24 protein-coding genes are annotated in these 26,130 nt (G+C 43.8%); 9 read left to right on the top strand and 15 right to left on the bottom strand.

Annotation, left to right across the window (positions count from 1 at the left end; all coding sequences use genetic code 11):
* Both Xets_RS04415 and Xets_RS04420 read left to right on the top strand, forming a co-directional pair.
* Positions 1-2,305 (top strand): amino acid adenylation domain-containing protein (locus Xets_RS04415; protein WP_187651217.1); only part of this gene is annotated, 2,305 nt, incomplete at its 5' end.
* 309 nt (positions 2,306-2,614) lie between these two features.
* Positions 2,615-3,232, top strand: a complete 618-nt coding sequence (locus Xets_RS04420) for a beta/gamma crystallin domain-containing protein (protein ID WP_099132011.1) — start codon at positions 2,615-2,617, stop codon at positions 3,230-3,232.
* A gap of 102 nt (positions 3,233-3,334) precedes the next feature.
* Here the strand turns inward: Xets_RS04420 and yfcD are convergent, their stop codons facing one another.
* Positions 3,335-3,853, bottom strand: a complete 519-nt coding sequence (gene yfcD, locus Xets_RS04425; protein WP_187651218.1) for an NUDIX hydrolase YfcD — start codon at positions 3,851-3,853, stop codon at positions 3,335-3,337.
* 124 nt (positions 3,854-3,977) lie between these two features.
* Between yfcD and Xets_RS04430 the strand changes: the two genes are divergently transcribed.
* The gene (locus Xets_RS04430; protein WP_099132013.1) at positions 3,978-4,598 is read left to right on the top strand and encodes a glutathione binding-like protein; all 621 of its coding nucleotides are present in this window, start codon (positions 3,978-3,980) and stop codon (positions 4,596-4,598) included.
* Between the two features lie 148 nt (positions 4,599-4,746).
* The gene (locus Xets_RS04435; protein WP_099132014.1) at positions 4,747-5,667 is read left to right on the top strand and encodes a TIGR01777 family oxidoreductase; all 921 of its coding nucleotides are present in this window, start codon (positions 4,747-4,749) and stop codon (positions 5,665-5,667) included.
* Positions 5,668-5,730: 63 nt separating this feature from the next.
* On the opposite strand, the gene Xets_RS04440 is transcribed toward Xets_RS04435, so the two are convergent.
* The 11 genes from Xets_RS04440 to Xets_RS04490 form a co-directional block, all read right to left on the bottom strand.
* Positions 5,731-6,321 carry a UbiX family flavin prenyltransferase gene (locus tag Xets_RS04440; RefSeq protein ID WP_099132015.1) on the bottom strand — a complete coding sequence of 197 codons (591 nt, stop codon included), beginning with the start codon at positions 6,319-6,321 and terminating at the stop codon, positions 5,731-5,733.
* Positions 6,322-6,366: 45 nt separating this feature from the next.
* Positions 6,367-7,884, bottom strand: coding sequence for an amidophosphoribosyltransferase (purF, locus tag Xets_RS04445; RefSeq protein ID WP_099132016.1), 1,518 nt, complete (start codon positions 7,882-7,884; stop codon positions 6,367-6,369).
* Between the two features lie 32 nt (positions 7,885-7,916).
* Positions 7,917-8,405: a colicin V production protein gene (gene cvpA, locus Xets_RS04450; protein ID WP_099132017.1), complete on the bottom strand. Its 489-nt coding sequence runs from the start codon at positions 8,403-8,405 to the stop codon at positions 7,917-7,919.
* A 140-nt stretch (positions 8,406-8,545) separates the two neighbouring features.
* The gene (gene dedD, locus Xets_RS04455) at positions 8,546-9,229 is read right to left on the bottom strand and encodes a cell division protein DedD (RefSeq protein ID WP_099132018.1); all 684 of its coding nucleotides are present in this window, start codon (positions 9,227-9,229) and stop codon (positions 8,546-8,548) included.
* Positions 9,219-10,523 (bottom strand): bifunctional tetrahydrofolate synthase/dihydrofolate synthase, encoded by a 1,305-nt coding sequence (folC, locus tag Xets_RS04460; protein ID WP_187651219.1) that lies wholly within the window; start codon positions 10,521-10,523, stop codon positions 9,219-9,221. The genes dedD and folC overlap by 11 nt, the downstream gene beginning before the upstream one ends.
* Positions 10,516-11,463: an acetyl-CoA carboxylase, carboxyltransferase subunit beta gene (gene accD / locus Xets_RS04465; protein ID WP_099132020.1), complete on the bottom strand. Its 948-nt coding sequence runs from the start codon at positions 11,461-11,463 to the stop codon at positions 10,516-10,518. Before accD ends, folC begins: the two co-directional genes overlap by 8 nt.
* 125 nt (positions 11,464-11,588) lie before the next feature.
* Entirely contained in the window at positions 11,589-12,287 is a 699-nt protein-coding gene (locus Xets_RS04470) for a DedA family protein (RefSeq protein WP_099132021.1), read from the bottom strand.
* Between the two features lie 70 nt (positions 12,288-12,357).
* Entirely contained in the window at positions 12,358-13,191 is an 834-nt protein-coding gene (gene truA, locus Xets_RS04475) for a tRNA pseudouridine(38-40) synthase TruA (RefSeq protein ID WP_099132022.1), read from the bottom strand.
* A complete protein-coding gene (locus Xets_RS04480) occupies positions 13,191-14,201 on the bottom strand; it encodes an aspartate-semialdehyde dehydrogenase (protein ID WP_187651220.1) in 1,011 nt (336 codons plus the stop codon). Before Xets_RS04480 ends, truA begins: the two co-directional genes overlap by 1 nt.
* A gap of 54 nt (positions 14,202-14,255) precedes the next feature.
* Entirely contained in the window at positions 14,256-15,383 is a 1,128-nt protein-coding gene (gene pdxB, locus Xets_RS04485) for a 4-phosphoerythronate dehydrogenase PdxB (protein ID WP_099132024.1), read from the bottom strand.
* Between the two features lie 73 nt (positions 15,384-15,456).
* Positions 15,457-16,236, bottom strand: a complete 780-nt coding sequence (locus Xets_RS04490) for a helix-turn-helix domain-containing protein (RefSeq protein ID WP_099132025.1) — start codon at positions 16,234-16,236, stop codon at positions 15,457-15,459.
* Between the two features lie 149 nt (positions 16,237-16,385).
* Here Xets_RS04490 and Xets_RS04495 point away from each other — a divergent pair, with 149 nt between their 5' ends.
* Positions 16,386-17,288, top strand: a complete 903-nt coding sequence (locus Xets_RS04495) for a DMT family transporter (protein ID WP_187651221.1) — start codon at positions 16,386-16,388, stop codon at positions 17,286-17,288.
* On the opposite strand, the gene Xets_RS04500 is transcribed toward Xets_RS04495, so the two are convergent.
* Together Xets_RS04500 and tctD are read right to left on the bottom strand one after the other, a co-directional pair.
* Positions 17,238-18,671, bottom strand: a complete 1,434-nt coding sequence (locus tag Xets_RS04500; RefSeq protein ID WP_187651222.1) for a sensor histidine kinase — start codon at positions 18,669-18,671, stop codon at positions 17,238-17,240. The genes Xets_RS04495 and Xets_RS04500 overlap by 51 nt on opposite strands.
* Positions 18,671-19,336 (bottom strand): transcriptional regulator TctD, encoded by a 666-nt coding sequence (gene tctD / locus Xets_RS04505; protein WP_099132028.1) that lies wholly within the window; start codon positions 19,334-19,336, stop codon positions 18,671-18,673. The genes Xets_RS04500 and tctD overlap by 1 nt, the downstream gene beginning before the upstream one ends.
* Before the next feature lie 284 nt (positions 19,337-19,620).
* Here tctD and Xets_RS04510 point away from each other — a divergent pair, with 284 nt between their 5' ends.
* From Xets_RS04510 to Xets_RS04520, 3 genes are read left to right on the top strand one after another with little or no spacing between them, the layout of a single operon-like run.
* Positions 19,621-20,595: a tripartite tricarboxylate transporter substrate binding protein gene (locus Xets_RS04510; RefSeq protein WP_222941512.1), complete on the top strand. Its 975-nt coding sequence runs from the start codon at positions 19,621-19,623 to the stop codon at positions 20,593-20,595.
* 13 nt (positions 20,596-20,608) lie between these two features.
* Positions 20,609-21,040, top strand: a complete 432-nt coding sequence (locus tag Xets_RS04515; RefSeq protein ID WP_099132030.1) for a tripartite tricarboxylate transporter TctB family protein — start codon at positions 20,609-20,611, stop codon at positions 21,038-21,040.
* A gap of 10 nt (positions 21,041-21,050) precedes the next feature.
* Positions 21,051-22,559 (top strand): tripartite tricarboxylate transporter permease, encoded by a 1,509-nt coding sequence (locus Xets_RS04520; protein WP_099132031.1) that lies wholly within the window; start codon positions 21,051-21,053, stop codon positions 22,557-22,559.
* A 60-nt stretch (positions 22,560-22,619) separates the two neighbouring features.
* Here the strand turns inward: Xets_RS04520 and fabB are convergent, their stop codons facing one another.
* Complete coding sequence (fabB, locus tag Xets_RS04525; protein WP_099132032.1) at positions 22,620-23,834, bottom strand: beta-ketoacyl-ACP synthase I; 1,215 nt, start codon at positions 23,832-23,834, stop codon at positions 22,620-22,622.
* 204 nt (positions 23,835-24,038) lie between these two features.
* Here fabB and mnmC point away from each other — a divergent pair, with 204 nt between their 5' ends.
* Positions 24,039-26,087: a bifunctional tRNA (5-methylaminomethyl-2-thiouridine)(34)-methyltransferase MnmD/FAD-dependent 5-carboxymethylaminomethyl-2-thiouridine(34) oxidoreductase MnmC gene (gene mnmC, locus Xets_RS04530; RefSeq protein ID WP_099132033.1), complete on the top strand. Its 2,049-nt coding sequence runs from the start codon at positions 24,039-24,041 to the stop codon at positions 26,085-26,087.
* Positions 26,088-26,130 lie beyond the last annotated feature (43 nt).

Below are 26,130 nucleotides of genomic sequence, written 5' to 3' on the forward strand. Positions count from 1 at the left end.
CCTGCCCGTCTGGTTGCTGGACGATAAAACCCAGCGAAATAACGTGGCACAACAGCCGATCCATAATCCTGATGTGCAACTTAAGCCCCATCATCTGGCTTATATCATCTATACCTCCGGCTCCACCGGTCAGCCCAAAGGTGTGATGCTGGAGCACCGTAATGTGGTGAACTTTATCCATGCTCAGCACCAGATCAGTGAACCACAATTAGGGGATCGTATCCTGCAATTTGCGACCATTGCCTTTGATACCTCGGTATCCGATATTTTTCCCACCCTGGCCGCCGGTGCGACACTGGTTCTGCGTCCTGCTCATATCCGTGTACCGGATGCAGAATTTGTCGATCTGTTAAATAAGCAGAAAATCACTATTATGGATATGCCCACCGCCTTCTGGCATCAATGGGTACAAGAGATGATGGCAGGACGCAGTGGTTTCAGCCAATACCTGCGCACAGTTATTGTCGGTGGTGAGAAAGCGGAACTACGCCATTTGCTGAGCTGGCAATCTATAGCAGAAACGCAATCCTGCCGCTGGATTAACTCTTATGGCCCTACCGAAACCACGGTAATTGCCACCACCTTAACCCTCAATGATAAAGGTCAAGATTCGCCTGAATTGACTGACATTATCCCGATTGGTTATCCGCTGCCCAATACCCGTATTTATATTCTGGATACACACGGCCGGCCGGTTCCCCTAGGTGTCAGTGGTGAAATCCATATCGGTGGAGCAGGTGTTGCCCGTGGCTATCTCAATCGCCCCGATTTAACTGCGAAAAAATTTGTGGCGGATCCGTTTAGCGAACAGTCAGATGCCCGTATGTACAAAACGGGTGATCTGGGACGTTGGTTACCCAATGGTATGATTGAGTATTTGGGACGCAATGATTTTCAGGTTAAGATCCGTGGCTTCCGCATTGAACTCGGTGAAATAGAAACTCGTCTGGCGCAATGCCAGGGCGTGCAGGAAGCCATTGTCCTGGTCCGAGAAATAACACCTGATGATAAACGTCTCGTTGCATATGTTCAGCCTGAATCCGGTGTAAACTTGGTTCCCAGTGAGCTGCGTCAGCAACTTGCTCAACATCTTGCCGAGTATATGCTGCCCAGTGCATTTGTAACCCTTGACACTTTCCCGCTTACCTCTAATGGCAAAATCGATCGTCAGGCTTTCCCTGCTCCCGATCAATCTGCCATCGTAGCCCGTGATTATGAAGCCCCTCAAGGTGAGGTTGAAATAACACTGGCGCAAATTTGGCAAGATCTGCTCGGATTAGAACGTGTCAGCCGGCATGACCATTTCTTTGAGTTAGGAGGACATTCGCTGCTTATTTTGAAAGCCTGCTCTTTGGCAATTGAAAAACTTGGACTTCAGCAGAATATGATGGCGAGCTTGATGACGTTTACCACTATCAAAGAACAAGCCAGAACCATTGAAGATCGAGATAATATCTATGTTGGTTCTATGGTCGGCCTGTCACGAAACATCAAAGCAACACCGCTGTTCTTTGCTCCCGGCGCCGGAGGACATGTGCTCTATTTACGGGAATTGGCGACAGCATTGGAAGGTGCTTATTCCGTTTGGGGTATGCAATCACCAGAGTTAGATGGACGCAGCGATCCCCCACCATACCTTGAGATGAACGGCCTTGAAGCAATGGCCAGCGTTATGATCGATGATCTTAAGAAAGTTCAACCAAATGGCCCTTATTACTTAGGTGGACACTCTTTCGGAGGCTGGCTCGCATTCGAAATGGCCCGACAACTCCTCCAGCAAGGTGAAAGCATTGGCTTGCTGGCTTTAGTTGATTGTGAATCCCCTCTGGAGAGCTTAACCCAAGAGATCGAATCAGAATGGCCTAATAGCCGCTGGCTGGCCGAGTTTGGCAATGTACTTGCTGCATTGGAGGGAGCAGAGGAAAACTTTACCGAAGAAGAATTCCAATCCATGACAGAAGAAGAACAACTCGATAACTTGCGACTTCGTCTAATTGAAGAGGAACTCTTACCGCCTCAACTTGAACTTAAAGAAATCGCCACCTATTTAAGTGTTTTCAAGGCTCACTCTTTAGCAACTTATCAGCCGCAAGAACGCTATCCAGGAACACTTCATCTGTTTCTGGCTAACGATAACCAAGAATATGAAGGACGAGATACCTCTGTTGAGAGCATTATTGATGGATGGAAAACGTTAGTGACTGGAGAAGTTATCTCCGAAACTTTATCCGGTGACCACATAACGATTATGCGTCAACCTTGCATTCAGGGTTTAGCATCCGCTATAGTCGGTGTGAATAAATGAGTATAAATATAAACCACCCATAAATTGCTGGCAGCTAATGGCTGCCTTATCCACTAAAAAACCTCGTTGAAAATAGCGAGGTTTTTTTATCTCAGGAAATTAAAATAAAAAACAGTGATAAAAACAGAATAAAAATAAATCTTACAAATTTAAATGGTATTATTTATTAATCAAAAACAATATAAAACTAAATGAATACTTTTTAAAGGCCAGATTCAATATAAGAGCCACCCCTCACCTTGACATATAAACACACCCCCTTATTCTAGTTATTCATCTCAGTTATCAACCATAAGGAAAAAAGCCATTATGTCTAAAGATAAATTAATTCATGGTGCTATATTCTATACTGAAAAGAATTATAGCGGGGATATTTATGCATATTCAGAAAATAGTCAGGAAGTTAATTTAATTGGTACTCCATTAAATGATAAGTTTCGTTCCGTTAAAATTGGAACAAATTCTATCGTGTTCGCTTGGCGGCATGGAAATGATAGTCAAGCAGGACAAATTTACCGTGAATGGGATACAAGCCAACCAGATATCAGCGATATTCAAGGATTATCAAAGTTTATTGTATCACCCGCAAACCGTGATTTACTCGCGGTAAAATTGATTAATGAATCAGGTGTTGATCAAATATTCAGAGCTCATATTCAAACCTATAAAATTCCCAATCCCGTAGATTGCTATTCAAATGGAGACTATGAAATAGTCGGGTTAATTCCTAAAGATGGTCTACAGTATGTGGCATTCGTTGTCGTCTTTGATCAGAAGAATATTCCGGTTACTCAAGGAGCCGTCTATTTTAAACATGATGATCAAGGTCTTGAAATCATTACTTATGATACAACCAAACCACCCCATATTCGGTTTGAAAAAATAGATGGTTATCATTTTAAATTCTTCCTGGAAAAATTTAATTAATAAAAATGAAATACCAAATTAGATATTTACTAATGTTCATAAAATAACAAAGCATGTAATAAAAAAGGGGTATGTTTTGTAAATAGACATCCCCCTGACAAACTACTCCACTTGATTGTTACGCGCTAACCATAAGGAGAGAGCCTTCAGTGAATCCTGTGTGAACTCATCACAACGCGCCGTGATCTCTTGTGGCGTTAACCAGTAAACTGCGGCGACTTCTTCTTCCTGCAATGCAAATGGTCCATGGCTCACACAACTGAACAAACCACCCCATATACGACAAGTGTCCTCTTCATAATAAAAAACACCATGTTCGGCAAAAGGAACACCTGCAATCCCCAATTCCTCTTCGGCTTCCCGACGCGCAGCCTCAAGCAAAGTTTCTCCCGCCATCACAACACCACCAGCCGTTGCATCCAATTTTCCCGGATAAAAGTCTTTCGTTTCTGTACGATGCTGAACCAGAATTTTGCCCATTCCATCATGCATGACAACATAAGTGGCACGATGCCTCAAATTTTGCGCTCTCATCTGCTGACGAGACGATTGCGCAATGACTTCATTGTCTTCATTGACAATGTCAATCCATTCAATATTTGCTGATTTTTCTTGCATCATTCTAAAAACCTTTTATCAATGAGTTGCATGTTACTTTTTGCAGTAAATTTATAACATTTATAAACAAACGATGGTAAGGTAACATCGTTACATTTTTCAGAAAGTTATTATCGCTGGAGGTTATATGATAGATCTATACTATGCCCCAACTCCAAATGGCTATAAAATCACCTTTTTTCTTGAAGAAGTCGGCATTCCTTACACTATCTATCCCATCAATATCAGCACTGGCGAACAGTTCAAACCTGAATTTCTCACCGTTTCACCCAATAACAAGATCCCGGCTATTGTCGATCATCAACCCACCGATGGAGGAGAGCCTGTCTCTATCTTCGAATCAGGGGCCATTTTACTTTATCTGGCAAACAAAACAGGCCAGCTATTAAGCAAAGATTTGCGTGAACGTACCGCACAACTGCAATGGCTGTTTTGGCAAGTTGCTGGCTTTGGCCCAATGCTCGGTCAAAATCACCATTTCAACCGCTACGCTCCAGAAGTTGTACCCTATGCCATTAATCGCTATGTGGAAGAATCAAAACGTTTATACAAGGTGCTAAATACCCAACTGGAAAAAACGGCTTATCTTGGAGGAGACGAATATAGCATCGCAGATATTGCCACTTATCCGTGGGCGAGATGTCATGAACACCAAAAAATCAACCTACAGGATTATCCGGCGGTTGCTAAATGGCTGGATAAGATCAACCAACGCCCTGCAACACAAGCAGCCTATAAGGAAGCTTAACTCCATATATGTAATAAATTCATCTGATGGCGAGATTTTTCACCATAAAACTTGATATTGGTAACAGATAGCAGCCTATTTCGCTGCCACTTAAGTCATCCCTTGTTATAGTCCAATACACAATTATCTTTTGTTACAGGGGGTGGCTATGCGTATCTTAATTACGGGGGGAACAGGGTTAATTGGTCATCGCTTAACCTGTCAGTTGATTTCTCTCTCCCATTCCATCACCATTTTAAGTCGTTCACCACAAAAGGTGTATTCACTGTTTTCTGATCGCGTTGAATGTTGGACAACGCTAAATGACCAACACGATCTTAATGGCTTTGATGCTGTTATCAATCTTGCTGGTGAGCCTATTATCAATAAACGATGGACACCGAAACAAAAAGAGAAACTTTGTCAAAGCCGCTGGCAGATCACTGAACAATTGAGCAGGCTAATCAAGGCCAGTGAATCTCCGCCATCTGTATTTATTTCCGGTTCAGCCGTTGGCTATTACGGCAACCAGGGGCAATCAGTCGTTACCGAAAACGTTCTTCCTCACAATGAATTTGCCCATCAGCTTTGTGAACGTTGGGAACAGCTTGCCCTACAGTCCCAAAGTGACAAAACCCGTGTATGCCTGTTACGTACAGGCATTGTCTTGGCTCCCAAAGGGGGCGCACTGCAAAAAATGCTGCCACTGTTCCGGTTAGGTTTAGGAGGAGCAATCGGCACTGGCAAGCAGTATATGCCGTGGATACACATTGACGACATGGTCAATGGTATTTATTACTTGCTGGTATCACCTGATCTCTATGGTCCCTTTAATATGACATCTCCTTACCCTGTTCATAATGAGCTGTTTAGTGCCACACTCGCCATTGTATTACATCGTCCTGCTTTTATGCGCATTCCTGCATTTGTGTTAAAAGCAATAATGGGACAAGCCGCAGAGTTAGTCTTAGGGGGTCAACAAGCCATTCCCAAAAGACTGGAAGAAGCCGGATTTGGTTTCCGTTATTTTCAACTGGAAGAAGCCTTGCAAGATGTAATAGAGGAAAGGGACAATGTTTATGTAGCCTGAACAAATATAGGGCAATAAACGATATGCTGTTGTGGTTTCCTCACAACAGCATATTGGCTCAACTTATATGCCATATCCAATGGGCTTAACACCCTGCCAACGGCTAAACAGATCTTCTGGCAAGTCAATATCAAATTGATCAAGCACACGGTTAACCGTCTGGTCGATAATATCCTGAATATGTTCGGGACGGTGATAAAATGCCGGAACAGGTGGCATGATCACCGCCCCAATTTCTGCTGCCTGCGTCATTAATCTCAAGTGCCCCAAGTGCAAAGGGGTTTCTCTCACCCCCAACACGAGTTTGCGCTTCTCTTTCAAAACAACATCTGCGGCACGGGTAATTAAGCCGTCAGTGTAACTATGCACAATTCCTGATAGGGTTTTTATGGAGCAAGGCAAAATCACCATACCCAATGTTTTAAAAGAGCCAGAGGAAATGGATGCGGCAATATCACGATTGTCATGTACAACATCTGCCAAAGCTTGTACATCTCGCAATGTATAGTCCGTCTCCAATGCCAGAGTCTGCCGGGCTGATTGACTGATCACTAAATGCGTTTCAATGCCTTCTATTGGTCGCAAAACTTGCAGCAACCTGACACCATAAATCGCACCACTCGCGCCGGTCAGTCCGACAATCAATTTTTTCATGTTTTCCCCTGAGATTCTGGCTATAACTGCATGATAATAACAACATTATCCTTCATTATATATTTCCAGATCCTCTATTTCGCTCTGGCCACGCACTTTCATGGCATCATCTTTGCGCAGGTTTTCCAGATAGTCGAGGTAACACTGGTCAATGTCTTTCGTGACATAGATACCATCGAATACGGAGCATTCGAATTTTTCAATATCAGGGTTTTCTTCCCTGACAGCCTGGACAAGATCGTGGAGGTTTTGGTATATCAGGGCATCAGCACCAATGATCTGACGAATTTCATCCACTTCCCGGCCGTGAGCAATCAGTTCATTGGCATTTGGCATATCAATACCATAAACATTCGGGAAGCGAACTTCCGGTGCCGCCGAAGCAAAATAGACTTTCTTAGCTCCCGCTTCACGCGCCAGTTCAACAATCTGTTCAGAAGTGGTTCCACGCACTATGGAATCATCCACCAGCAAAACATTCTTACCCCGGAATTCAGCGCGATTAGCATTCAGTTTACGACGAACAGATTTACGTCGCTCCTGCTGACCTGGCATGATAAAGGTACGCCCTACATAACGGTTTTTGACAAATCCCTGACGATAGGGTTTATCCAGAATATGGGCGATTTCCAGGGCGATATCACAAGAGGTTTCCGGTACGGGAATAACGACATCAATATGTAAGTCTTCCCATTCACGGGCAATTTTTTCCCCCAATTTCCGCCCCATCCGCAACCGGGCGTTATATACCGAAACCTTGTCAATAAAGGAATCCGGACGAGCGAAATAGACAAATTCAAACAAACAAGGTGTTAATGACGGATTTTCTGTGCACTGGCGAGTAAACAATTGCCCATTTTCAGTAATATAAATCGCTTCCCCAGAAGCCACATCACGCAGGAACTCAAAACCCAATGTATCCAGCGCCACACTTTCCGATGCCACCATGTATTCATTGCGACCATCTTTCAGTGTTTTCTTTCCCAACACCAGAGGGCGAATGCCATGTGGATCACGAAAAGCCACTACCCCATGCCCAATAATCATGGCAACACAAGCGTAAGCTCCACGAATTTTTTTGTGCATTTTTGAGACTGCCGAGAAAATATCATCAGGCTCTAAGGGGAAATGGGGAAATTGGGCCAATTCATTGGCAAAAATATTCAGTAGAATTTCAGAATCTGAGGTTGTGTTGACATGACGGCGGGCATTTTCAAACAGCATTTTTTTCAATTCATGTGCGTTTGTCAGATTGCCGTTATGTGCCAACGTGATACCAAAAGGAGAATTCACATAAAAGGGCTGCGCTTCAGATGCACTGGAACTGCCCGCCGTAGGATAACGGACATGCCCAATGCCGACGGTTCCCTGTAAACGTAACATGTGCCGTGTTTCAAACACATCCTTGACCAAACCATTAGCCTTACGTAAACGAAACCCATTGTTACCATCAATAGTTGCAATACCTGCTGCATCTTGCCCACGGTGCTGAAGCACCGTCAATGCATCATAAATCGACTGGTTAACCGGTGTAAAACCGACGATACCGACAATACCGCACATGTAGTCTTTCCTCATCAGCCAAGCGGAGAGCGTTATCTCTCCGGCAGGAAACTCGACGCACTTTGTAGGTAGTCAAAAAACCACCTGATAATTTGACTAAATTGTGGGATCAGTTGTGATTGTTGCCAATCCTGACTTTTGGGTAGTGGCGTGAAAGAGTCCGCAATAAACAAAATAGCAGACACCACCAAGACACCACGCAAGGCGCCAAAGCAGATCCCCAGAACCCGATCAGTGCCTGACAGGCCCGTTCGCTGAACAAGTGAACCAATGACATAGTTTACTACTGCGCCAACAATCAGTGTTGCAATAAATAAGATAGCAATCGCTACCCCATTGCGCACCAGTTCATCCTCAAGGCGGGTAAAATAAGCCGCCAGATAAGTATAGAAATGGCTCGCAACAAAGAAAGCACAGCCCCACGTTATCAGGGAAAGCGCTTCGCGAACAAAACCACGAATCAAGCTAACCAGTGCCGAAAAACCAATGATGGCAATGATCGTATAATCAATCCAGACCATATTTTAATCCAAAACAGGCTCCCGACATTCAGGTCGGGCGCATTCTAACAGAAAACGAAAACGTTTGCGTAGTAGATTCATCACTCTACTGAAAATAATTTTCGACAGGTAAACAAACAGCATTTGCTGTGCCAATCAGATTATGGCTTATAATTTTTGATCTGCCCTTGTAATCCCGTAAGTTCCCTTAATTCGGACAAAACAGATTCCAGTGCCTGCCTTGATGCATTCGGTCCTACATAGATTCGGGTTAATTGTCCCTGTACCGGGGAAGAAGGAACTGTATATACCTGGTGCCCAGAAAGACGCAGCCTTGCCACTATTTCGTCAACCTTATCCGCATTTTTTAACGCACCAAGCTGAACAACATATGCTGTTGCCTGAGGAGGCTGTTCTGTTGGCTTTTTAGTTTCTGGCTTGCTTTCAACACGAGGTTCAGGTTTAACCTGTGGCTTAGTTTCCGCTTTCTGTTGAGGAGATGGCTCAGGTTCCACTGCTGTTTTAGGATTTTGAGTAACAGTGACAGGAGGCGCTGTTATTGGCTCTGAAGGCGATGGCCTGGACAACATGTCTATATCTGGCTCTTGCTCCTGTGATTGCATTGCTTGTGCAGCACCTTCTGGCGGTGTAGATGGCATATTTTGTGTCAATGGAGGAATCGAGTCAACATCTTCTTCATCACCAGGTTTTGGCACCAAAGGAATCGAAGCAAATTGCTCTTCGTTATATTTCTTATCGCCATCAAAAATCATGGGCAGGACAATCACGCCCAATGCGACAAGAACGATGACACCCACCAAGCGATTTTGGAATTTACTGGCCACTTTCCTTGCCCTCCTCCAGTGCTTCCATGACATGTGCGACAGTGTGGAAAGAGCCACAAACCACGATAATATCTTGCACCGATGCATCTTCCATTGCCTGCTGCCAGGCTGTTTTTACTTCGGAGAATGTCCGAGTCCGAGCCTGCACAAGATGTCCAGATAGTACTTCGGCCTCTGTTCCCCTCAATTCATGCAATGATGCGCAATACCACTCATCAATCTGTTGGGAAAGGCAAGCAAGTGTACCTGCTATGTCTTTATCTCCCAACATGCCAACTACACCACGGATCTTACTGTCTGGTAAGCGAGGAAGTTCGGCCAGTTTTTGCACTAGATAGCTCGCAGCATGTGGATTATGAGCCACATCCAAAATGACTAACGGATTTTCCCTGACAATTTGGAAACGCCCTGGTAATTGCGCATTTCTTAACCCTGCACAGATCGCTTGTTCATTAATGGCTCGGCTGATTTTGTCATCCTGCTGCAACAAGCAATGTATCACTCCCATTGCAGTCGCGGCATTTGCCAACGGCAAATTAGGTAAAGGTAACTCATTGAATTGTTGCTTACCGCTTAACCAGTTCCAGCTATTTTCACGCTGTGAGAAATGCCAATCAATCCCACGACGAAAGAGCTTAGCGCCTAATTCATCCGCAACTTCAGCAATTGAGTGAGGCATATCATATTCACCCACCACCGCAAAATGTTCACGGCGGAAAATACCCGCTTTTTCACGACCAATGTGTTCGCGATCTGCGCCCAACCAATCTGTATGATCCAATGCAATACTGGTGATTGCGGCAATATCGGCATCAACGATATTGGTGGCATCCAAACGCCCACCCAGACCAACTTCCAAAATCACAACATCAAGTTTCGCTTCTTTAAAAAGCTGTAATGCTGCCAACGTCCCATATTCAAAATAGGTTAATGAGATGTCGCCACGTTGAGCTTCAATCGCAGCAAATACACGGCAAAAGTCTTGTTCCGCGGGTTCTTTCCCCTGAATACGCACCCTTTCGGTGTAGCGTACTAAGTGCGGGGAACTATACACGCCGACTTTAAGCCCTGCAGCCAGAAAAATAGATTCCAGGCTATGACAGGTGGTTCCCTTGCCATTGGTGCCTGATACTGTGATAACTTTTGGAGCCGGGTTCAATAAGCCTAACTGGCGACCCAGTTTACCCACACGTTCAAGCCCCATATCAATGGCTTTGGTATGCAGGTTTCCCAGATAGGAAAGCCACGTCATCAGTGGCGACGTGGCTTGAGGAATTTGTGAAATATCAGACATCTTCTTTATTAGGATTGATGTTTATATCAGCTTCGACATCGGCAGAATCAACAACGATTGCTTCTACTGGCTCTGCTTTTGTGCCCGGATGGGGTTTGTGGGTCAACATGGCAAGCAGGCTGGCAACCTTATCGCGCATGTCTGGACGACGCACGATCATATCAATCGCACCTTTCTCCAACAAGAATTCACTGCGCTGGAAACCTTCCGGTAATTTTTCACGCACAGTCTGCTCGATGACACGAGGACCCGCAAAGCCAATCAATGCCTTAGGTTCAGCGATATTGATATCACCCAGCATACCCATACTTGCCGTTACCCCACCCATTGTTGGGTTGGTCAACACACAGATATAAGGCAAACCACGATGTTGCATTTTTGCCAGCGCAGCACTGGTTTTTGCCATCTGCATCAGTGACATCAACGCTTCCTGCATACGCGCCCCGCCACTGGAAGCAAAACAGACAAATGGACAGTTGTCTTCCAGAGCCTGCTCAACAGCACGCACAAAACGAGCGCCAACCACAGACCCCATTGAACCACCCATAAAATTGAACTCAAAGGCACCAGCCACAACTGGCATATCATGCAGCTTACCCTTCATAACGATGAGTGCATCTTTTTCTTGCGTCTGCTTCTGGGCTGCAACTAAGCGATCTTTATATTTTTTGATATCGCGGAATTTCAGGGTATCTTTGGGTTCCAGTTCACTGCCTAATTCTGTGCCAGTACCTTCATCCAAAAATGAATGCAATCTCTTACGGGCTGAAATGCGCATGTGGTGGTCACATTTTGGACACACTTCAAGATTACGCTCTAATTCAGCACGATAAAGTACCTGACTGCAACTGTCGCATTTTGTCCAAACTCCTTCAGGGATGCTTGCCTTACGAGTTTGTATAATTTTGCTTTTGTTTAGAATCTTTTCAATCCAGCTCATTAATGAACCTTTCCGTCTGAATCTGGCTGCTGCCAGCTTTTGTTTTACGTGCCATTAAACCACAATGCTATTGCAGTGTGGATAAAAAACTGCTCAAACCTGTTTACGGTTTATCTATCTTCTATTTATCTATCTACTGCACTGCCTGCTGCTTTTTTCGATGCAGCGCGGCGATGACGCCAAATTTCTATGATGCCAGGCAGAATAGAAATAAAAATAATTGCAACAATCAATAACTTCAGATTTTGTTGTATAACTGGCATATCACCAAATAAATAACCGGCATAAGTGAATAATAGCACCCAGATAAATGCACCGATTACATTATAAGCAGCAAAGTGGCGGTAAGACATTTTCCCCATTCCTGCCACAAACGGTGCAAACGTTCTAACAATTGGCACAAACCGAGCCAAGATTATTGCTTTACCACCATGTTTTTCATAAAACTCATGAGTCTTATCTAAATAACTGCGGCGAAAAATCTTTGAATTGGGATTGGTAAATAATTTCTCACCAAAAATTCTGCCAATGGTATAGTTGATAGCATCACCAATAATCGCGGCCGTAATCATCAAAGCCACCATAATGTGTACATTCAGATCATTGGTATCTAATGCAGATAGTGCGCCAGCCACAAACAGCAAGGAGTCCCCTGGCAAAAATGGCGTGACCACCAAGCCTGTTTCACAAAATATAATCAGAAATAGGATGCCATAAACCCAATCACCATAACTAGCAACCAATTCAGCTAAATGAGCATCAATGTGTAAGATAAAATCGACAATGAATTTCGCAAAATCAACAAAATGAGTCAAAAACTCCATAATATTCCTCGTTATGACCAAACATCCCTGTCACTATTCGAAAATGTCAGATTAAATGATTTGCCAGAAACTAATCATTTTCCAGAAACAGAGGCCCCATAATTGGTTCAGGTAAACCAAAACGCTCAGGATAATCCACAGCAACTAAATATAAGCCTTCAGCCTTAGCAGTTGCTGCCGCTTTTGTCCTGTCTTTTAATGCCAATAGTTCAGCCATCCAGCCAATATCCTGGTTACCGCAACCAATCTCCAGTAAGCTGCCAACGATATTGCGTACCATGTGATGAACGAAAGCATTCGCCTTAATGTCCACGACAATATAATGCCCGTATCGACTAACGTTAACATGCATCACATTGCGCCACGGTGAATTAGACTGGCACTGCACTGCCCGGAAAGAGGTGAAGTCATTTTCTCCCAATAAGCTCTGTGCCGCTTCATGCATTTTTTTCTCATCCAATGGATAATGAAAATGCGTGACGCCGTGCGCCAATACCGCCGGACGATAGCGATGGTTAAAAATCACATAGCGATAACGGCGAGCGGTTGCACTAAAACGGGCATGGAATTCATCATCCACCGTTTTAACCCAACGTACTGCAATATTTGGTGGCAAATGGGTATTTACCCCCATTGTCCATGCAGCATCTTTACGTTGGGCCGAGGTTTCAAAATGCACGACCTGCCCAGTCGCATGTACTCCTGCATCCGTTCTACCCGCACAAAAAACTGAGATCGGCTCATTCGCGACTTTCGACAGGGCTTTTTCCAGGCATTCCTGTACGCTTTTCACTTCTTGCTGACGCTGCCAACCATAATATCGACTGCCGTCATATTCAATCCCCAGTGCAATTTTCACTTTTTCTGCCTCTGGCACAGACTGACTCAGCTCTGTATCAGACATCAGTAAAATTGCTCCTGCATCAGTTTCTCGGCGATCTCAACTGCCATCAAAGCGCCACCAAAACGGATATTATCGGCAACTGACCAGAATTGCAGCATCTCTGGCATACCATAGTCATTGCGCAGACAGCCTATGCTCAAGCTATCACTGCCCGAAGCATCAGTGACCTGAGTCGGATAATCCCCCTCTTCTGAAACCTGAATATCTTCAAGGCGTTCAAATTCACTACGGGCTTCTTCTATGCCAACCGGACGCAGCGTTTCCAAATTCACCATTTGGGCAGTGCCATAGAAAACCGAAGATTGGACACAGTTTACGGAAACCGGCAATCCTTCATCTTGTAGTACTTTGCGAATTTGATCGACAATACGACGCTCTTCGCGCACCACACCTTCAGCATCAGGCAACAACGGCAGCACATTGAAAGCCAATTGTTTGCTGAAACGGCCTTCATCCGGTGGAATTCCATTCAATAAACGCGCACTCTGCCCTGCCAAATCATCAATGGCTGCTTTGCCATGAACAGAAACTGGCAATATATTGGTTAAATGTAAACGGGCAATGCCCGCCGTATCGATCAATGGCTTGATGGCGGTCAGAACCTGACTCGTTGAGCTATCTGCCACAGCAATGATGTTACGGTTACGATATTCAGCCAATGCATAAGGGTTAACGCCAGGAACAACCAGAGGCACATCTGGCTCTGCTGCAAACAAGCCGCTGCTATCAATCACCAGGCAACCAGATTCTGTTGCTTTTTCAATATGTTGTGCAGTTATTTCCATCGTCGCGGCAAAAAAAGCGAGTTGTACCTGTGACCAGTCAAATTCTGCCGCATCACGAACCGTGATGTTTTTTCCGTTAAAACGCTGGATCTTTCCAACACTTTGTTCACTGGCAAGAAGATGCAGTTCACCAACCGGAAATTGACGTTCCTGTAATAACGCCAATATCGCTTCACCTACTGCGCCCGTTGCACCCAAAAGCGCAATATTCCAACCTTCTGACATGTTGGTTCTCTCCACTTCTCTTATTTTGCTGACAGACAGGGATCCCTGCCTGTATTAAATCACTTTTGCATTAAACCCAATTCTGGACAGTAATTGAGCACTCTCTTCTGAGTCACAATGCACGGTCAGGGAAGACCATTCCCGACGTTCTGGATAGTATTTGCGTAATCGATCAAAAGCACCTTCCTGATCCGCAACCTGACGTAAGGGCGCATCATCACGGCGCACATCATACACTAAATGCATTAAACGCTTGAGGAGACTTTGTGTCACTTCCCCCTGCACTGTGACCTGATTAAAATCTGGTGTCGGCAACAGATCAGCCAACTCCGTCTGGCGAGATTGCCCCAAGAATTCACAATAGGCCTCAAAAACCTGAGTTGTACCCCGTGCTTTGCCTTCCAAGGTATAACCAGCAATATGTGGAGTTGCAATATCAACCAAAGCTAACAGGGGTAGAGAAAGGTTAGGCTCTGGTTCCCAAACATCAAGCACTACACGTAACTTTTTCCCATTTTGTAGCACGGAAAGTAACGCTTGATTATCAACCACCTCACCACGGCTGGCATTAATCAAAATACGGTTGTCCGGTAATGCAGAAAGTAATTCTGCATCAGCCAAATGATAAGTCTGGTACGGACCAGAGTCATTAAGAGGTGTATGGAAAGTCAGAATATCTGCTTCTTGAACTAATTTTTCTAAAGACCAAAACTCCCCCTCATCACCACGATCTGCACGGGGGGGATCGCATAATAACGTCTTCACGCCCAAAGCCGCCAGTCGATCAGCTAATCGCCCTCCGACATTGCCAACACCGACAATACCGACCGTTTTATCTTTAAGCTGAAATTGATCTTGCTCAGCCAATAGCATCAATGCCGAGAATACATATTCAACCACGGCAATGGCGTTACATCCAGGAGCAGCGGAAAAACCAATCCCTGCCTGAGATAACCATTGCTGATCAACATGATCCATTCCCGCAGTGGCAGTTCCAACAAATTTCACCGAACTGCCTTGCAATAAAGACTCATTGACTTTAGTGACAGATCGAACCATAAAGGCATCAGCATGTTCCAAAATTCCCTCAGGCACTGGACGCCCCGGAATTGCCTGCACTTCACCTAATTGCTGGAAGAGTTGCTCAGCATAAGGCATATTTTCATCAACTAAGATTTTCACTTTTCTCATCCAATGGCTTAAATGGGCGTGATCGACTATTCTGCCATTTTATCCACATAAAACCTATATGCCCTTAGCCTTTTCTGAAACGTTCTGGCGTTGTGCCCGCAATCTGCTGAAACATGGCGATGAAAGCTGATGATGAGCTATACCCCATATCAAACGCGATTTCGTGAATACTTTTCCCCTGTTCTAATAAGGATATGGAATACAGAAAACGCAGCCGCTGCCGCCATTCACTAAATGACATTCCTAACTCCTGCTTACAGCGCCGCGATAAAGTTCTCTCTGAGGTATAACGCTTTTTGGCCCACTCAGCTAAAGAGGTATTATCCGCCGGATTGCGTTCTAACATCTGTAATACTGGAGCGAGCAACTTATCTTTTGAAGAAGGTAAGTAGGTACACTGCCTTGGTGACAATTCCAACTGATCAATCAATATTTGTGCTAACCGCCGATCTTTTTCTGTTTCCGGCTGCCAGATCTTTCGTTCAAAAAAATCCACCATAATGGCATTAAAGATGCCACTCAATCGAATAATACAAGGTTGTTGTGGTAAGGTATCCGTCCGTTGGGGGGAAATATCAATTATCCAAAATCGCAATGCCTTCCGGTTATAACTCGAATGGGCCGCATTTTTCGGTATCCAGATACAAAACTCTGGTGGAGCAAGAAAACGCTGCTTTCTCACCTGTATTTCCATCACGCCACAAACTACATAAATTAATTGACCAAAAGGATGCGTCTGTAACTGACATTCAGTATCAGCATTCAATATTTCATCACGAAAAGAGAGTATATCTGGCATGATTGGTTGAAATATAGCTTGATTCCTCTCCACCCGTTCTACCATTTTTACTCCCGTAATCTTTTATCCATAAAATAATAAAGGGTAAATATCTTGTCTTAATTGCCATATCTGTTGTCTGATTATCAATATATATAATAAATTGGTCATTGCTAAACTAAATAGACGAAACACTTACATAAATATCCAGCCTAATGAAGAATTTATTATTCCCCTTTGTCGCTGTGCTGATCTGGTCAATCAATGCCGTTGTCAGTAAAGCGGCTGCCACCCTTATTGAACCGGCTGCAATTGCTTTCTACCGATGGTTTATTGCCTTTCTGGCCCTGACGCCTTTTATCTTATTGCCAATCCTGAAGCAGCGGAAAATCGTTGCTCAATATTGGTGGAAATTATTGATTTTGGGTTCTCTGGGCATGGTGCTTAACCAAAGCCTGGCCTATTATGCAGCCCACACTGTCAGCGCGACAATCATCGGCATTTTCACTTCATTGATACCATTATTAACTGTCATTATCAGCATCTTTGCCTTGCGGGCTGCCCCTACTGTTGGTATCACCCTCGGCACCGTGCTGTCTCTATTCGGCCTTGTGTGGTTAGTCAGCAAAGGGGAGCCATCTTCCTTATTGCAACACGGTCTGGGTATTGGAGAAGTGATGATGTTTATTGCAGCAGCTTCTTATGCCTTGTATGGGGTTTTAACCAAACGCTGGGCAATTCCATTACCCAACTGGCAATCACTCTATGTACAAATTGGGTTTGGCGTTTTATTGCTTTTACCCAATTTTATGATGACAGATGATATTCAGTTAACCGCTGATAATATTTCTCTTGTTCTGTTTGCCGGCATTCCCGCATCCATTCTTGCACCCTATTTGTGGATACAAGGTGTCATTCGCATTGGAGCAAACATGACTTCTATTTTTATGAATCTGGCGCCCGTATTTACTGCCATCATTGCTATCGTGGCTCTCCATGAAGAAATGCACAGTTACCACTTAATTGGAGGAGGTATTGTTTTAGTTGGTGTGATACTTGCGCAACAGTTACGCATCCCGCTCACTCATAGAAAGCCCGAATATAATTCTCACCAATAATCCACCCAATACCTCACTGGGTAAAAGCTGGAGAGTGGCATTGTGGTATCGGCAGATTTCTTTAACAATAGTCAACCCTAATCCCGTCCCCTCCAGCCCAGCAGCGTTGTCCAATCGGTTAAACGCCATAAGCGATTGACAAATATCTTTTTGATCGATACCCGGTCCTGAATCATCGATCTCAAGGAAAGCCTGTTTTTTATCTGCCATTATGCTTACTCTTCCCGTCACCACTCCCATTTGCGGGGTATATTTGATGGCATTATCCAGCAAATTGGCACACATTTCGGCTAACAATAGGGGATCTCCCCTGATCCATAACACATCTTCCCCTTCGTAACCTAAATCAATATTTTTGCTTTCTGCTGGCTGTAAACGAGAAAAACAGACTTGTTGCAATAGTTCCACGATATTGACTGGCTGATAATTTTGTATTGCTTCTTTTTCATGCACTTTAAGCTGTGAAAGTTGCAATAGGCGATCAGTCAGTAATATCATGTTATCCAAACTCTTATCAATCGCCGTCAGTATATTATCCCTTTGTTCTGGATCTTGACTGCCACATGCTACTGCAACCTGTGTTTTCAATACCGCTAAAGGTGTTCTCAATTGATGAGAAGCGTCCGCACTGAATCGCTCTTGGCGTCCAACCATTAATTCCAACCGCCCAATATATCGGTTAAACGATTGCAGTAATGGAGCAAGTTCTGACCACGGTAAAATATTTGGTAATGGTGTTAGATCATTAGCAGAACGGAGGCTCATAATGCCTGAAAGTTTTCGTAACGGTTTAAGCAGAAGTTTGAGCAGAATGTAAGCAAGGAGTAATGTCAATAATACGACTGCCCCCTGATTAACCAACGAAGATAACAACAATTGGTTAGCCATATATTGGCGAGAATTCACAGTTTCTGCCACCAATATCAACGCCATCCCCATGATGTTGCCTTCATTGACCGGTTGATACAATCCCACTACACGTATAGGTTGCCCCTTGTATTCCGCATTATAAAAATAGGCTAATGCTGTATACAAGGATGAACGCTGGATGTTCTGCGGTATCCGAGGAAGGTCATCATAACCGGAAATCGTCTTTCCTTCCGGCGAGATAACCTGATAGTACAGGCGATCATTTGTATTGCGCTCGAAACTGTCCAAGACAACATAAGGTACATCAACGATCAAGTTATGATCCCGAACAGACAAGCGTTCAGCGACTGTTCTTGCTGATGCAAGCAGAGTTCTGTCATAAGCCAGCATTGCGGCATTTCTCACACTAATATACTGACTATAAACAGAAGCACAGCCCAGTAACAGTAGAGGTACACCAAAGAACAGCAACAATTGGTGGAATAACAACCGTGGTATTTTGAGATATTTCATTATACCAGTCTCTCCAACCGATATCCCAACCCACGCAATGTCCTGATCTCTACATCACTGTTGAGTAATTTTTTCCGCAACCGATGAACATACAGTTCTATGCTTTGTGGATTCGCCTCATCCGATAGGGAGAATACCTGCTCAAACAGTTGTTGTTTAGAGACCGGACGCCCTCGACGATGAAATAGTGTTGTTAAAACAGATAGCTCTCTGGGGGTCAGTGCCAACGGGACATTGTTCAATACAAAATACCCTTCGCCTTCATAAGATAATGAACCAAATTTCTGTTCCTCTTGTGGTATAGCTGAACTACGACGCAACAATGCACGAACACGCGCTTCCAGCTCTTGAAAATCAAAAGGCTTGGTCAAATAGTCATCAGCACCAGAGTTCAATCCTTTCACACGATCCGTAACCTCTGTTTTGGCAGTTAATAACAGTACGGGTAAGTTTTGACCACGCTTACGCAACCGCAATAACAGAGACAAGCCATCCAATCTGGGTAAAGCCACATCCAGAATCAACAAGGCATAATTTTCAGTCTGCAAAAGCTGATCTGCCACAATACCATCTTTCGCCAAATCAACCACAAACCCAGCATTATTCAATGCTTTTTGTAACCAATGTGATAATTCTGGGTGATCTTCAACCAATAAGAGCCGCATGAATAATACCTATTGTTAAAAATTAACCAGAGAAATAAAACGGAGATATCGCATAATTGCAATATTAAGATTCAGCAATTGCTTAGGGGTTAACAAAAAAATATTAATACAAACAAACAATTAACAAGATTATGTAAAACACTACGCAAATTAAGCGATTAAGGTCACATCCAGACAACTTTTGTTGTTAATGAAAGGTAATTGAAAGGTTTCGTTTTTATAAATAAACATGCACCAGAAATTTGTTATTCATATCCTTTACTGGTGCTATGTGAGGAATAAAAATGAGAACTTTTAAAACGTTATTAACCGCTGCAAGCCTGTTTATTTGTGCCTGCGCTTTTGCAACTTCTACTCCCAATAGAACCGAATGTATTGCACCAGCCAAACCTGGTGGAGGCTTTGATTTAACCTGTAAACTCATCCAAATTTCACTATTAGAAACCAAAACTATCGACTCTCCCATGAGAGTGACATTTATGCCCGGAGGTGTCGGTGCGGTTGCCTATAATGCCATTATTGCCCAGCGGCCTGGTGAACCCGGCACTATCGTTGCCTTCTCTGGGGGTTCCTTATTGAATCTTGCGCAAGGTAAATTTGGTCGCTACAACGTCAATGATGTACGCTGGCTAGCCAGTGTCGGCACAGACTACGGCATGATTGCTGTACGCGATGATTCTCCTTACAAAACACTGACAGATTTGATGGAGGCTTTTAAAAAATCTCCCGATAGTATTGTGTTTGGCGCAGGTGCTTCCATCGGTAGTCAAGACTGGATGAAAACCGCATTACTGGCAAAAGAGGTCGGTATTGATCCCCGCAAAATGCGCTATGTCGCGTTTGAAGGTGGCGGAGAACCTATTACTGCCCTGCTGGGTAATCATATTCAGGTCGTATCCGGTGATCTAAGTGAAACTTTACCTTATCTCAATGGCAATAAAATTCGCATACTCGCTGTTTATGCAGATAAACGTCTGGATGGTGATCTGGCAAAAATTCCAACAGCAAAAGAACAGGGTTATGACCTTGTTTGGCCAATTATTCGCGGTTTTTATATAGGGCCAAAAGTTTCTGATGAACAATATCAATGGTGGGTAGATACCTTTAAAAAACTCCAACAAACTGACGAATTCAAAAAACAACGTGAACTGCGCGGGTTATTTGAATTCAATATGACTGGCAAAGAGCTGGATGACTATGTGAAAAAACAAGTTATTCAATATCATGAAATGGCCAAATCCTTTGGTTTAGCAAAATAACAGGGGTAGCATCATGAGCGATCGTATCTTTGCTACTGTATGGCTAGTGCTATGTGGAATAGGGTTGGTTATTGGATGGGGTATCCATAGCGAATATAGCTATGAACCTCTGGGTCCTCGTCCATTTCCAATTGCGATTATTTCACTAATGGCACTCTGTGCTTTATTGTTGCTGTTTAAAAAACCTGATCCTATTTACTGGCCGACACCACAAGTGTTACGTCGCTTAATTTTATTGATTGCCACACTAACCATTTATGCATGGTCATTTGAGTGGTTGGGTTTTCCACTAGCAACCACATTATTGACTATCTGTGTGGCACTACTCTTTAACGCTACTCTTCTTGCCGCGATTATTTCTGGGATATTTCTCGGCAGTTCGCTCTTTTTTGCCTTTGATCGTCTGTTAGAGGTCACACTGCCCGTCGGCAGTTGGCTCAGCTAAGGAGACAACGATGGATACTTGGATTTATCTGAGCCATGGTTTTGAAGTCGCATTAGTACCCAAAAACCTGGTCATTGCATTGATAGGCTGTTTTATCGGTACTGTTGTTGGGTTACTGCCTGGTCTTGGTCCCATAAATGGGGTGGCGATCCTGCTGCCATTGGCTTTTGCGTTAAAATTACCCGCTGAATCTGCCCTAATTTTATTGGCAACTGTCTACATTGGTTGTGAGTATGGAGGTCGTATCTCTTCAATCTTACTGAATGTACCGGGAGATGCCGCTGCCATTATGACAACGCTTGATGGTTACCCGATGGCAAAACAAGGGAGAGCCGGCGTTGCACTCTCTATTTCTGCCGTTAGTTCGTTTTGTGGCTCGCTTTTGGCTATCATGGGTATCATTTTATTCGCTCCACTTTTGGCTCAGTGGTCTTTGGCATTTGGGCCAGCTGAGTACTTTGCACTCATGGTATTTGCCATTGCTTGTCTCGGCAGCATGATGAGCCAAAACCCCATAAAATCACTACTCGCGGCCTTAATCGGTTTGGCTTTAGCAACCGTGGGCGTGGACGCTAATTCCGGCGTTTATCGTTTTACCTTCAATAACGTGCACCTCTCCGATGGTATCCAATTTATTGTTGTCGTCATTGGGCTATTTTCAGTCAGTGAAATTTTATTGATGTTGGAGAGTACTTCTTCGGGGCAAAAAGTCATTAGACAAACAGGGCGCTTGCTATTCAATAGAAAAGAAGCGGCAACGTGTGTAGGGCCAACCTTACGTTCCTCAGTGATCGGCTTTTTTGTGGGAATATTACCCGGCGCAGGGGCTACAATCGCCAGTGCAATTACATACATGACTGAAAAACGGCTCAGCGGTAACAGTGATTCATTTGGTAAAGGTGATATCCGTGGTGTAGCTGCACCAGAGGCAGCCAATAACGCATCAGCATGTGGTTCATTCATCCCCATGCTGACTCTCGGTGTACCTGGTTCAGGTACAACCGCTGTGATGCTAGGTGCTTTGACACTTTACAACATCACTCCTGGCCCTACCATGTTCACCGAGCAACCTAATATCGTCTGGGGACTCATTGCGGCTTTGTTGATCGCCAATATTTTGTTACTGATCATGAATATCCCAATGATTGGGCTATTTACCCGTATGCTGAGTATTCCAATGTGGTTCTTGGTTCCTTCAATCGCCATCGTTTCCGCAGTTGGGGTATATGCTATCCACAGTACTACTTTTGATCTTATGTTGATGATCGGATTAGGCGTTTTCGGCTACATACTGCGAAAAATGAATTTCCCAATGTCACCACTGATTTTAGGTTTCGTCTTAGGCGAAATGCTGGAACAAAATCTACGGCGGGCATTATCAATCAGCAATGGAGATTTTGAGATCCTATGGAGTAGTACTATTACACAAGTTTTGCTAGCTCTGGCAGTATTGGTAATTGTTATTCCACCAGTTCTGCGCATCATTAATAAACGCCGCAATAAAATCACGGCTCCTTAATAAAAATAGCCAATCCACATAATCAATGGATTGGCTGTAAATTCTTTATGACTTAAAAAATCAGTTTGAATACTTGCGCATCACCAGGGATGCGTTTGTACCACCGAACCCGAAGCTATTGGACATCACTGTGCTTAGCTCGCGTTCGGTAGGTTCAGTAATAATATTCATGCCCTGCGCTTTTTCATCCAGGTCTTCAATATTAATGCTTGGTGCAATAATTCCATGCTCCAACATCAACAAGCTATAAATCGCTTCATGGGCACCCGCTGCACCCAATGAATGCCCTGTCATCGCTTTAGTGGCGGAAATGGCAGGTGTATTGTCACCAAAAACTTCTCTAATAGCTTCCAGTTCTTTCAAATCACCAATTGGTGTCGAAGTTCCGTGGGTATTGATGTAATCGACTCCACCTTCAACACCATCTAATGCCATCTTCATACAACGTACAGCGCCTTCTCCCGAAGGAGCGACCATATCTGCACCATCTGAATTTGCGCCATAACCGATAATTTCAGCATAAATATGCGCACCACGGGCCAGTGCATGCTCTAATTCTTCAACAACAACAATACCACCCCCCCCAGCGATCACGAAACCATCGCGATTCTGGTCATAAGTACGGGAGGCTAGTTCTGGGGTTTCATTATACTTAGTGGAAAGTGCTCCCATTGCATCAAATTCACAAGCCATTTCCCAGCTTAATTCCTCACCACCGCCGGCAAAAATAATATCTTGCTTACCAAGTTGGATTAACTCAACGGCATGACCAATACAATGTGCCGAAGTTGAACAGGCAGAACTGATGGAATAGTTGACTCCCTTGATCTTAAACGGTGTTGCTAAACACGCTGATACGCCAGAGGCCATTGCCCGTGTGACCATATAAGGCCCCACACCACGCAACCCACGAGCACGCATGCCATCTGAACCAGCGACTTGGTTATAGGGAGAGCCTCCTCCTGAACCAACAACCAATCCAGTACGAAGGTTAGAAACTTGTTCATCGGACAGGCCAGAATCTTTAATTGCCTCATCCATTGCCAGATAAGCATAAATAGATGCGTCACTCATGAAACGTAAAGTTTTGCGGTCAATCAAACCAGAAGTATCCAGTTTTACATTACCCCAAACGTGGCTGCGCATACCCATTTCTTTAAATTTTTCAGAGAAAGTTATCCCGGAACGACCTTCTTTCAGAGATTCCAGCACCTCTTTCTGGTTATTACCAATACTGGAAACAATACCCAGACCGGTGATCACTGCACGTTTCATTACTTACCTCATCAATATGTTTACCTGCGGGATTTACTCACCCGCACTTTAGCGTACACTTGTACGCCGAACAAGTCCGATCAGGTTAAAAATTCAAGGAAAAATTGATCTGGACTCAACTCTGAATCTTTACTATGGGTGGTGCAACTGAATGAAGACCGTTAAAATCCACATATTATTGTTATCAACAGTACAGGCATTATTGTGAAAAGCAGTGCTATCAACAACGCAACCCTAAGCTGGAATGAGCAGGGCACTCCTATTTCAGAGCATTTTGATGATGTTTATTTTTCAAATCAAGATGGCTTGGAAGAAACGTTATATGTATTTTTGCAAGGCAATCATTTTCCTCAACGTTTTAATACACATTCCCGTTCAGAATGCGTTATTGCAGAAACAGGATTCGGTACTGGATTGAATTTTCTGACACTTTGGCGATCTTTCTCTCATTTTAGACAACAATATCCTGAAGCTGCATTAAAACGACTGCATTATATCAGTTTTGAAAAATATCCATTAAAAACAACTGACCTGAAAACAGCACACCAACGTTGGCCAGAACTTAAGGCGTTTTCTGCCCAATTATACCAACAATGGCCCTTACCACTGGCAGGCTGCCATCGATTAATTCTGGATAATGGCGCTATTACCTTGGATCTTTGGTTTGGCGATGTAAATGATCTATTACCGAAGATAAATTCCAGCCTGACAGGGAAAGTTGATGCCTGGTTCTTAGATGGTTTTGCGCCAGCAAAAAATCCACAAATGTGGAGTGAACAGTTGTTCGCTGCAATGGCAAGATTTTGTCGTCCTGAAGGTACTTTTGCAACCTTTACCTCCGCCGGAATAGTCCGCCGAGGATTACAAGCAGCAGGCTTTAATGTCACTAAGGTTAAAGGATTTGGACGTAAAAGAGAGATGCTAACTGGTACTTTATCTCCATTAAGTAACCCACTTTCCTTACCTTATACACCATGGTTTTCTCGCAAATCCGCTACCTGTACCAATGATATTGCCATTATCGGTGGTGGTATTGCTAGTACATTAACTGCACTTGCTCTACTGCACCGTGGCGCCAAAGTTACGCTATATTGCCAGGATGCTCAACCTGCCCAAAATGCGTCCGGCAATCAACAAGGGGCCCTTTATCCTTTACTAAATGGTAATGACGATCCATTAGAACGCTTCTTTACATCAGCATTTACTTTTGCCCGCCGTCAATACGATCAGTTAATTGACGAAAATATATCGTTCGATCATCAATGGTGTGGCGTCAGCCAATTAGCTTATGATGAAAAAAGCGCGAATAAAATAAGCAAAATGCTACGAACAACATGGCCAGAAGAAATTGCACTCGGTATGAACCGCGATCAATTAAGCCATGTAAGTGGACTAGATGTAAATTATGATGGCATTCACTATCCACAAGGAGGATGGTTATACCCCGCACAACTGACTCAAGCAGTGATTAAACTGGCTGAGCAACGTGGAATGCAGGTTTATTTTAATCATAAAGTAACTGAGCTCATCCAAAGTGAAAACGGCTGGCAATTGCAGATTGAACACAAAGAAAACCTGCAATGCAAGGATCACAACGTTGTCATTATTGCCAATGGTCACTGTCTGCCACAATTTGAACAGACTAAAAAACTCCCTGTAACCGCTGTTCGTGGTCAAGTTAGCCATATTCCAACTACAGATAGCCTAAGTCAATTAAAAAGTGTACTGTGCTACGATGGCTACATGACTCCCGTTAATCCTAATAACCAATATCACTGTATCGGCGCCAGTTATCAACGCAATCAGTTAGATACACTGTATTCTTCTATCGAGCAACAAGAAAACCGAGATCGTTTACTAAAATGTTTTCCTGATGTTGGTTGGCCACAGGAAGCTGACATTTCAGAAGAGAAATCTCGCCAGGGTATCCGGTGTGTCATTCGGGATCATATGCCAATGGTCGGTAATGTTCCTGTTTTCAGTAAGCTTATGGATAAATATGCAAATTTATCTCTGCAAATAAACGCTAATAAAATCATTGAAGAATCTCCTTGTTACCCAGACTTATTTGTTCTTGGTGCGTTGGGTTCACGTGGATTATGTTCTGCTCCTTTAAGTGCCGAATTATTGGCTAGCCAAATTTTTGGGGAACCTCTACCGCTTGATGATGAAACATTAGCGGCTTTACACCCAAATCGCTTTTGGGTTAGGAAGCTATTACGTGGCAAAGCAGTAAGAACAGAAAAACCTTAAAGTAGTTTATTCTGTTGCATCAGGTATGGAAACAATCATGCCT

This window comes from Xenorhabdus sp. TS4 (genome assembly GCF_014467265.1).
GTDB lineage: Bacteria > Pseudomonadota > Gammaproteobacteria > Enterobacterales > Enterobacteriaceae > Xenorhabdus > Xenorhabdus ehlersii.

What these genes read in the sequence shown, in the direction of transcription:
- Xets_RS04420 (WP_099132011.1), top strand. Translation starts at nt 2,615, where the DNA reads ATGTCTAAAGATAAATTAATTCATGGTGCTATATTCTATACTGAAAAG.
- yfcD (WP_187651218.1), bottom strand. Translation starts at nt 3,853, where the DNA reads ATGATGCAAGAAAAATCAGCAAATATTGAATGGATTGACATTGTCAAT.
- Xets_RS04430 (WP_099132013.1), top strand. Translation starts at nt 3,978, where the DNA reads ATGATAGATCTATACTATGCCCCAACTCCAAATGGCTATAAAATCACC.
- Xets_RS04435 (WP_099132014.1), top strand. Translation starts at nt 4,747, where the DNA reads ATGCGTATCTTAATTACGGGGGGAACAGGGTTAATTGGTCATCGCTTA.
- Xets_RS04440 (WP_099132015.1), bottom strand. Translation starts at nt 6,321, where the DNA reads ATGAAAAAATTGATTGTCGGACTGACCGGCGCGAGTGGTGCGATTTAT.
- purF (WP_099132016.1), bottom strand. Translation starts at nt 7,884, where the DNA reads ATGTGCGGTATTGTCGGTATCGTCGGTTTTACACCGGTTAACCAGTCG.
- cvpA (WP_099132017.1), bottom strand. Translation starts at nt 8,405, where the DNA reads ATGGTCTGGATTGATTATACGATCATTGCCATCATTGGTTTTTCGGCA.
- folC (WP_187651219.1), bottom strand. Translation starts at nt 10,523, where the DNA reads ATGTCTGATATTTCACAAATTCCTCAAGCCACGTCGCCACTGATGACG.
- accD (WP_099132020.1), bottom strand. Translation starts at nt 11,463, where the DNA reads ATGAGCTGGATTGAAAAGATTCTAAACAAAAGCAAAATTATACAAACT.
- Xets_RS04470 (WP_099132021.1), bottom strand. Translation starts at nt 12,287, where the DNA reads ATGGAGTTTTTGACTCATTTTGTTGATTTTGCGAAATTCATTGTCGAT.
- truA (WP_099132022.1), bottom strand. Translation starts at nt 13,191, where the DNA reads ATGTCTGATACAGAGCTGAGTCAGTCTGTGCCAGAGGCAGAAAAAGTG.
- Xets_RS04480 (WP_187651220.1), bottom strand. Translation starts at nt 14,201, where the DNA reads ATGTCAGAAGGTTGGAATATTGCGCTTTTGGGTGCAACGGGCGCAGTA.
- Xets_RS04490 (WP_099132025.1), bottom strand. Translation starts at nt 16,236, where the DNA reads ATGGTAGAACGGGTGGAGAGGAATCAAGCTATATTTCAACCAATCATG.
- Xets_RS04495 (WP_187651221.1), top strand. Translation starts at nt 16,386, where the DNA reads ATGAAGAATTTATTATTCCCCTTTGTCGCTGTGCTGATCTGGTCAATC.
- Xets_RS04500 (WP_187651222.1), bottom strand. Translation starts at nt 18,671, where the DNA reads ATGAAATATCTCAAAATACCACGGTTGTTATTCCACCAATTGTTGCTG.
- tctD (WP_099132028.1), bottom strand. Translation starts at nt 19,336, where the DNA reads ATGCGGCTCTTATTGGTTGAAGATCACCCAGAATTATCACATTGGTTA.
- Xets_RS04510 (WP_222941512.1), top strand. Translation starts at nt 19,621, where the DNA reads ATGAGAACTTTTAAAACGTTATTAACCGCTGCAAGCCTGTTTATTTGT.
- Xets_RS04515 (WP_099132030.1), top strand. Translation starts at nt 20,609, where the DNA reads ATGAGCGATCGTATCTTTGCTACTGTATGGCTAGTGCTATGTGGAATA.
- Xets_RS04520 (WP_099132031.1), top strand. Translation starts at nt 21,051, where the DNA reads ATGGATACTTGGATTTATCTGAGCCATGGTTTTGAAGTCGCATTAGTA.
- fabB (WP_099132032.1), bottom strand. Translation starts at nt 23,834, where the DNA reads ATGAAACGTGCAGTGATCACCGGTCTGGGTATTGTTTCCAGTATTGGT.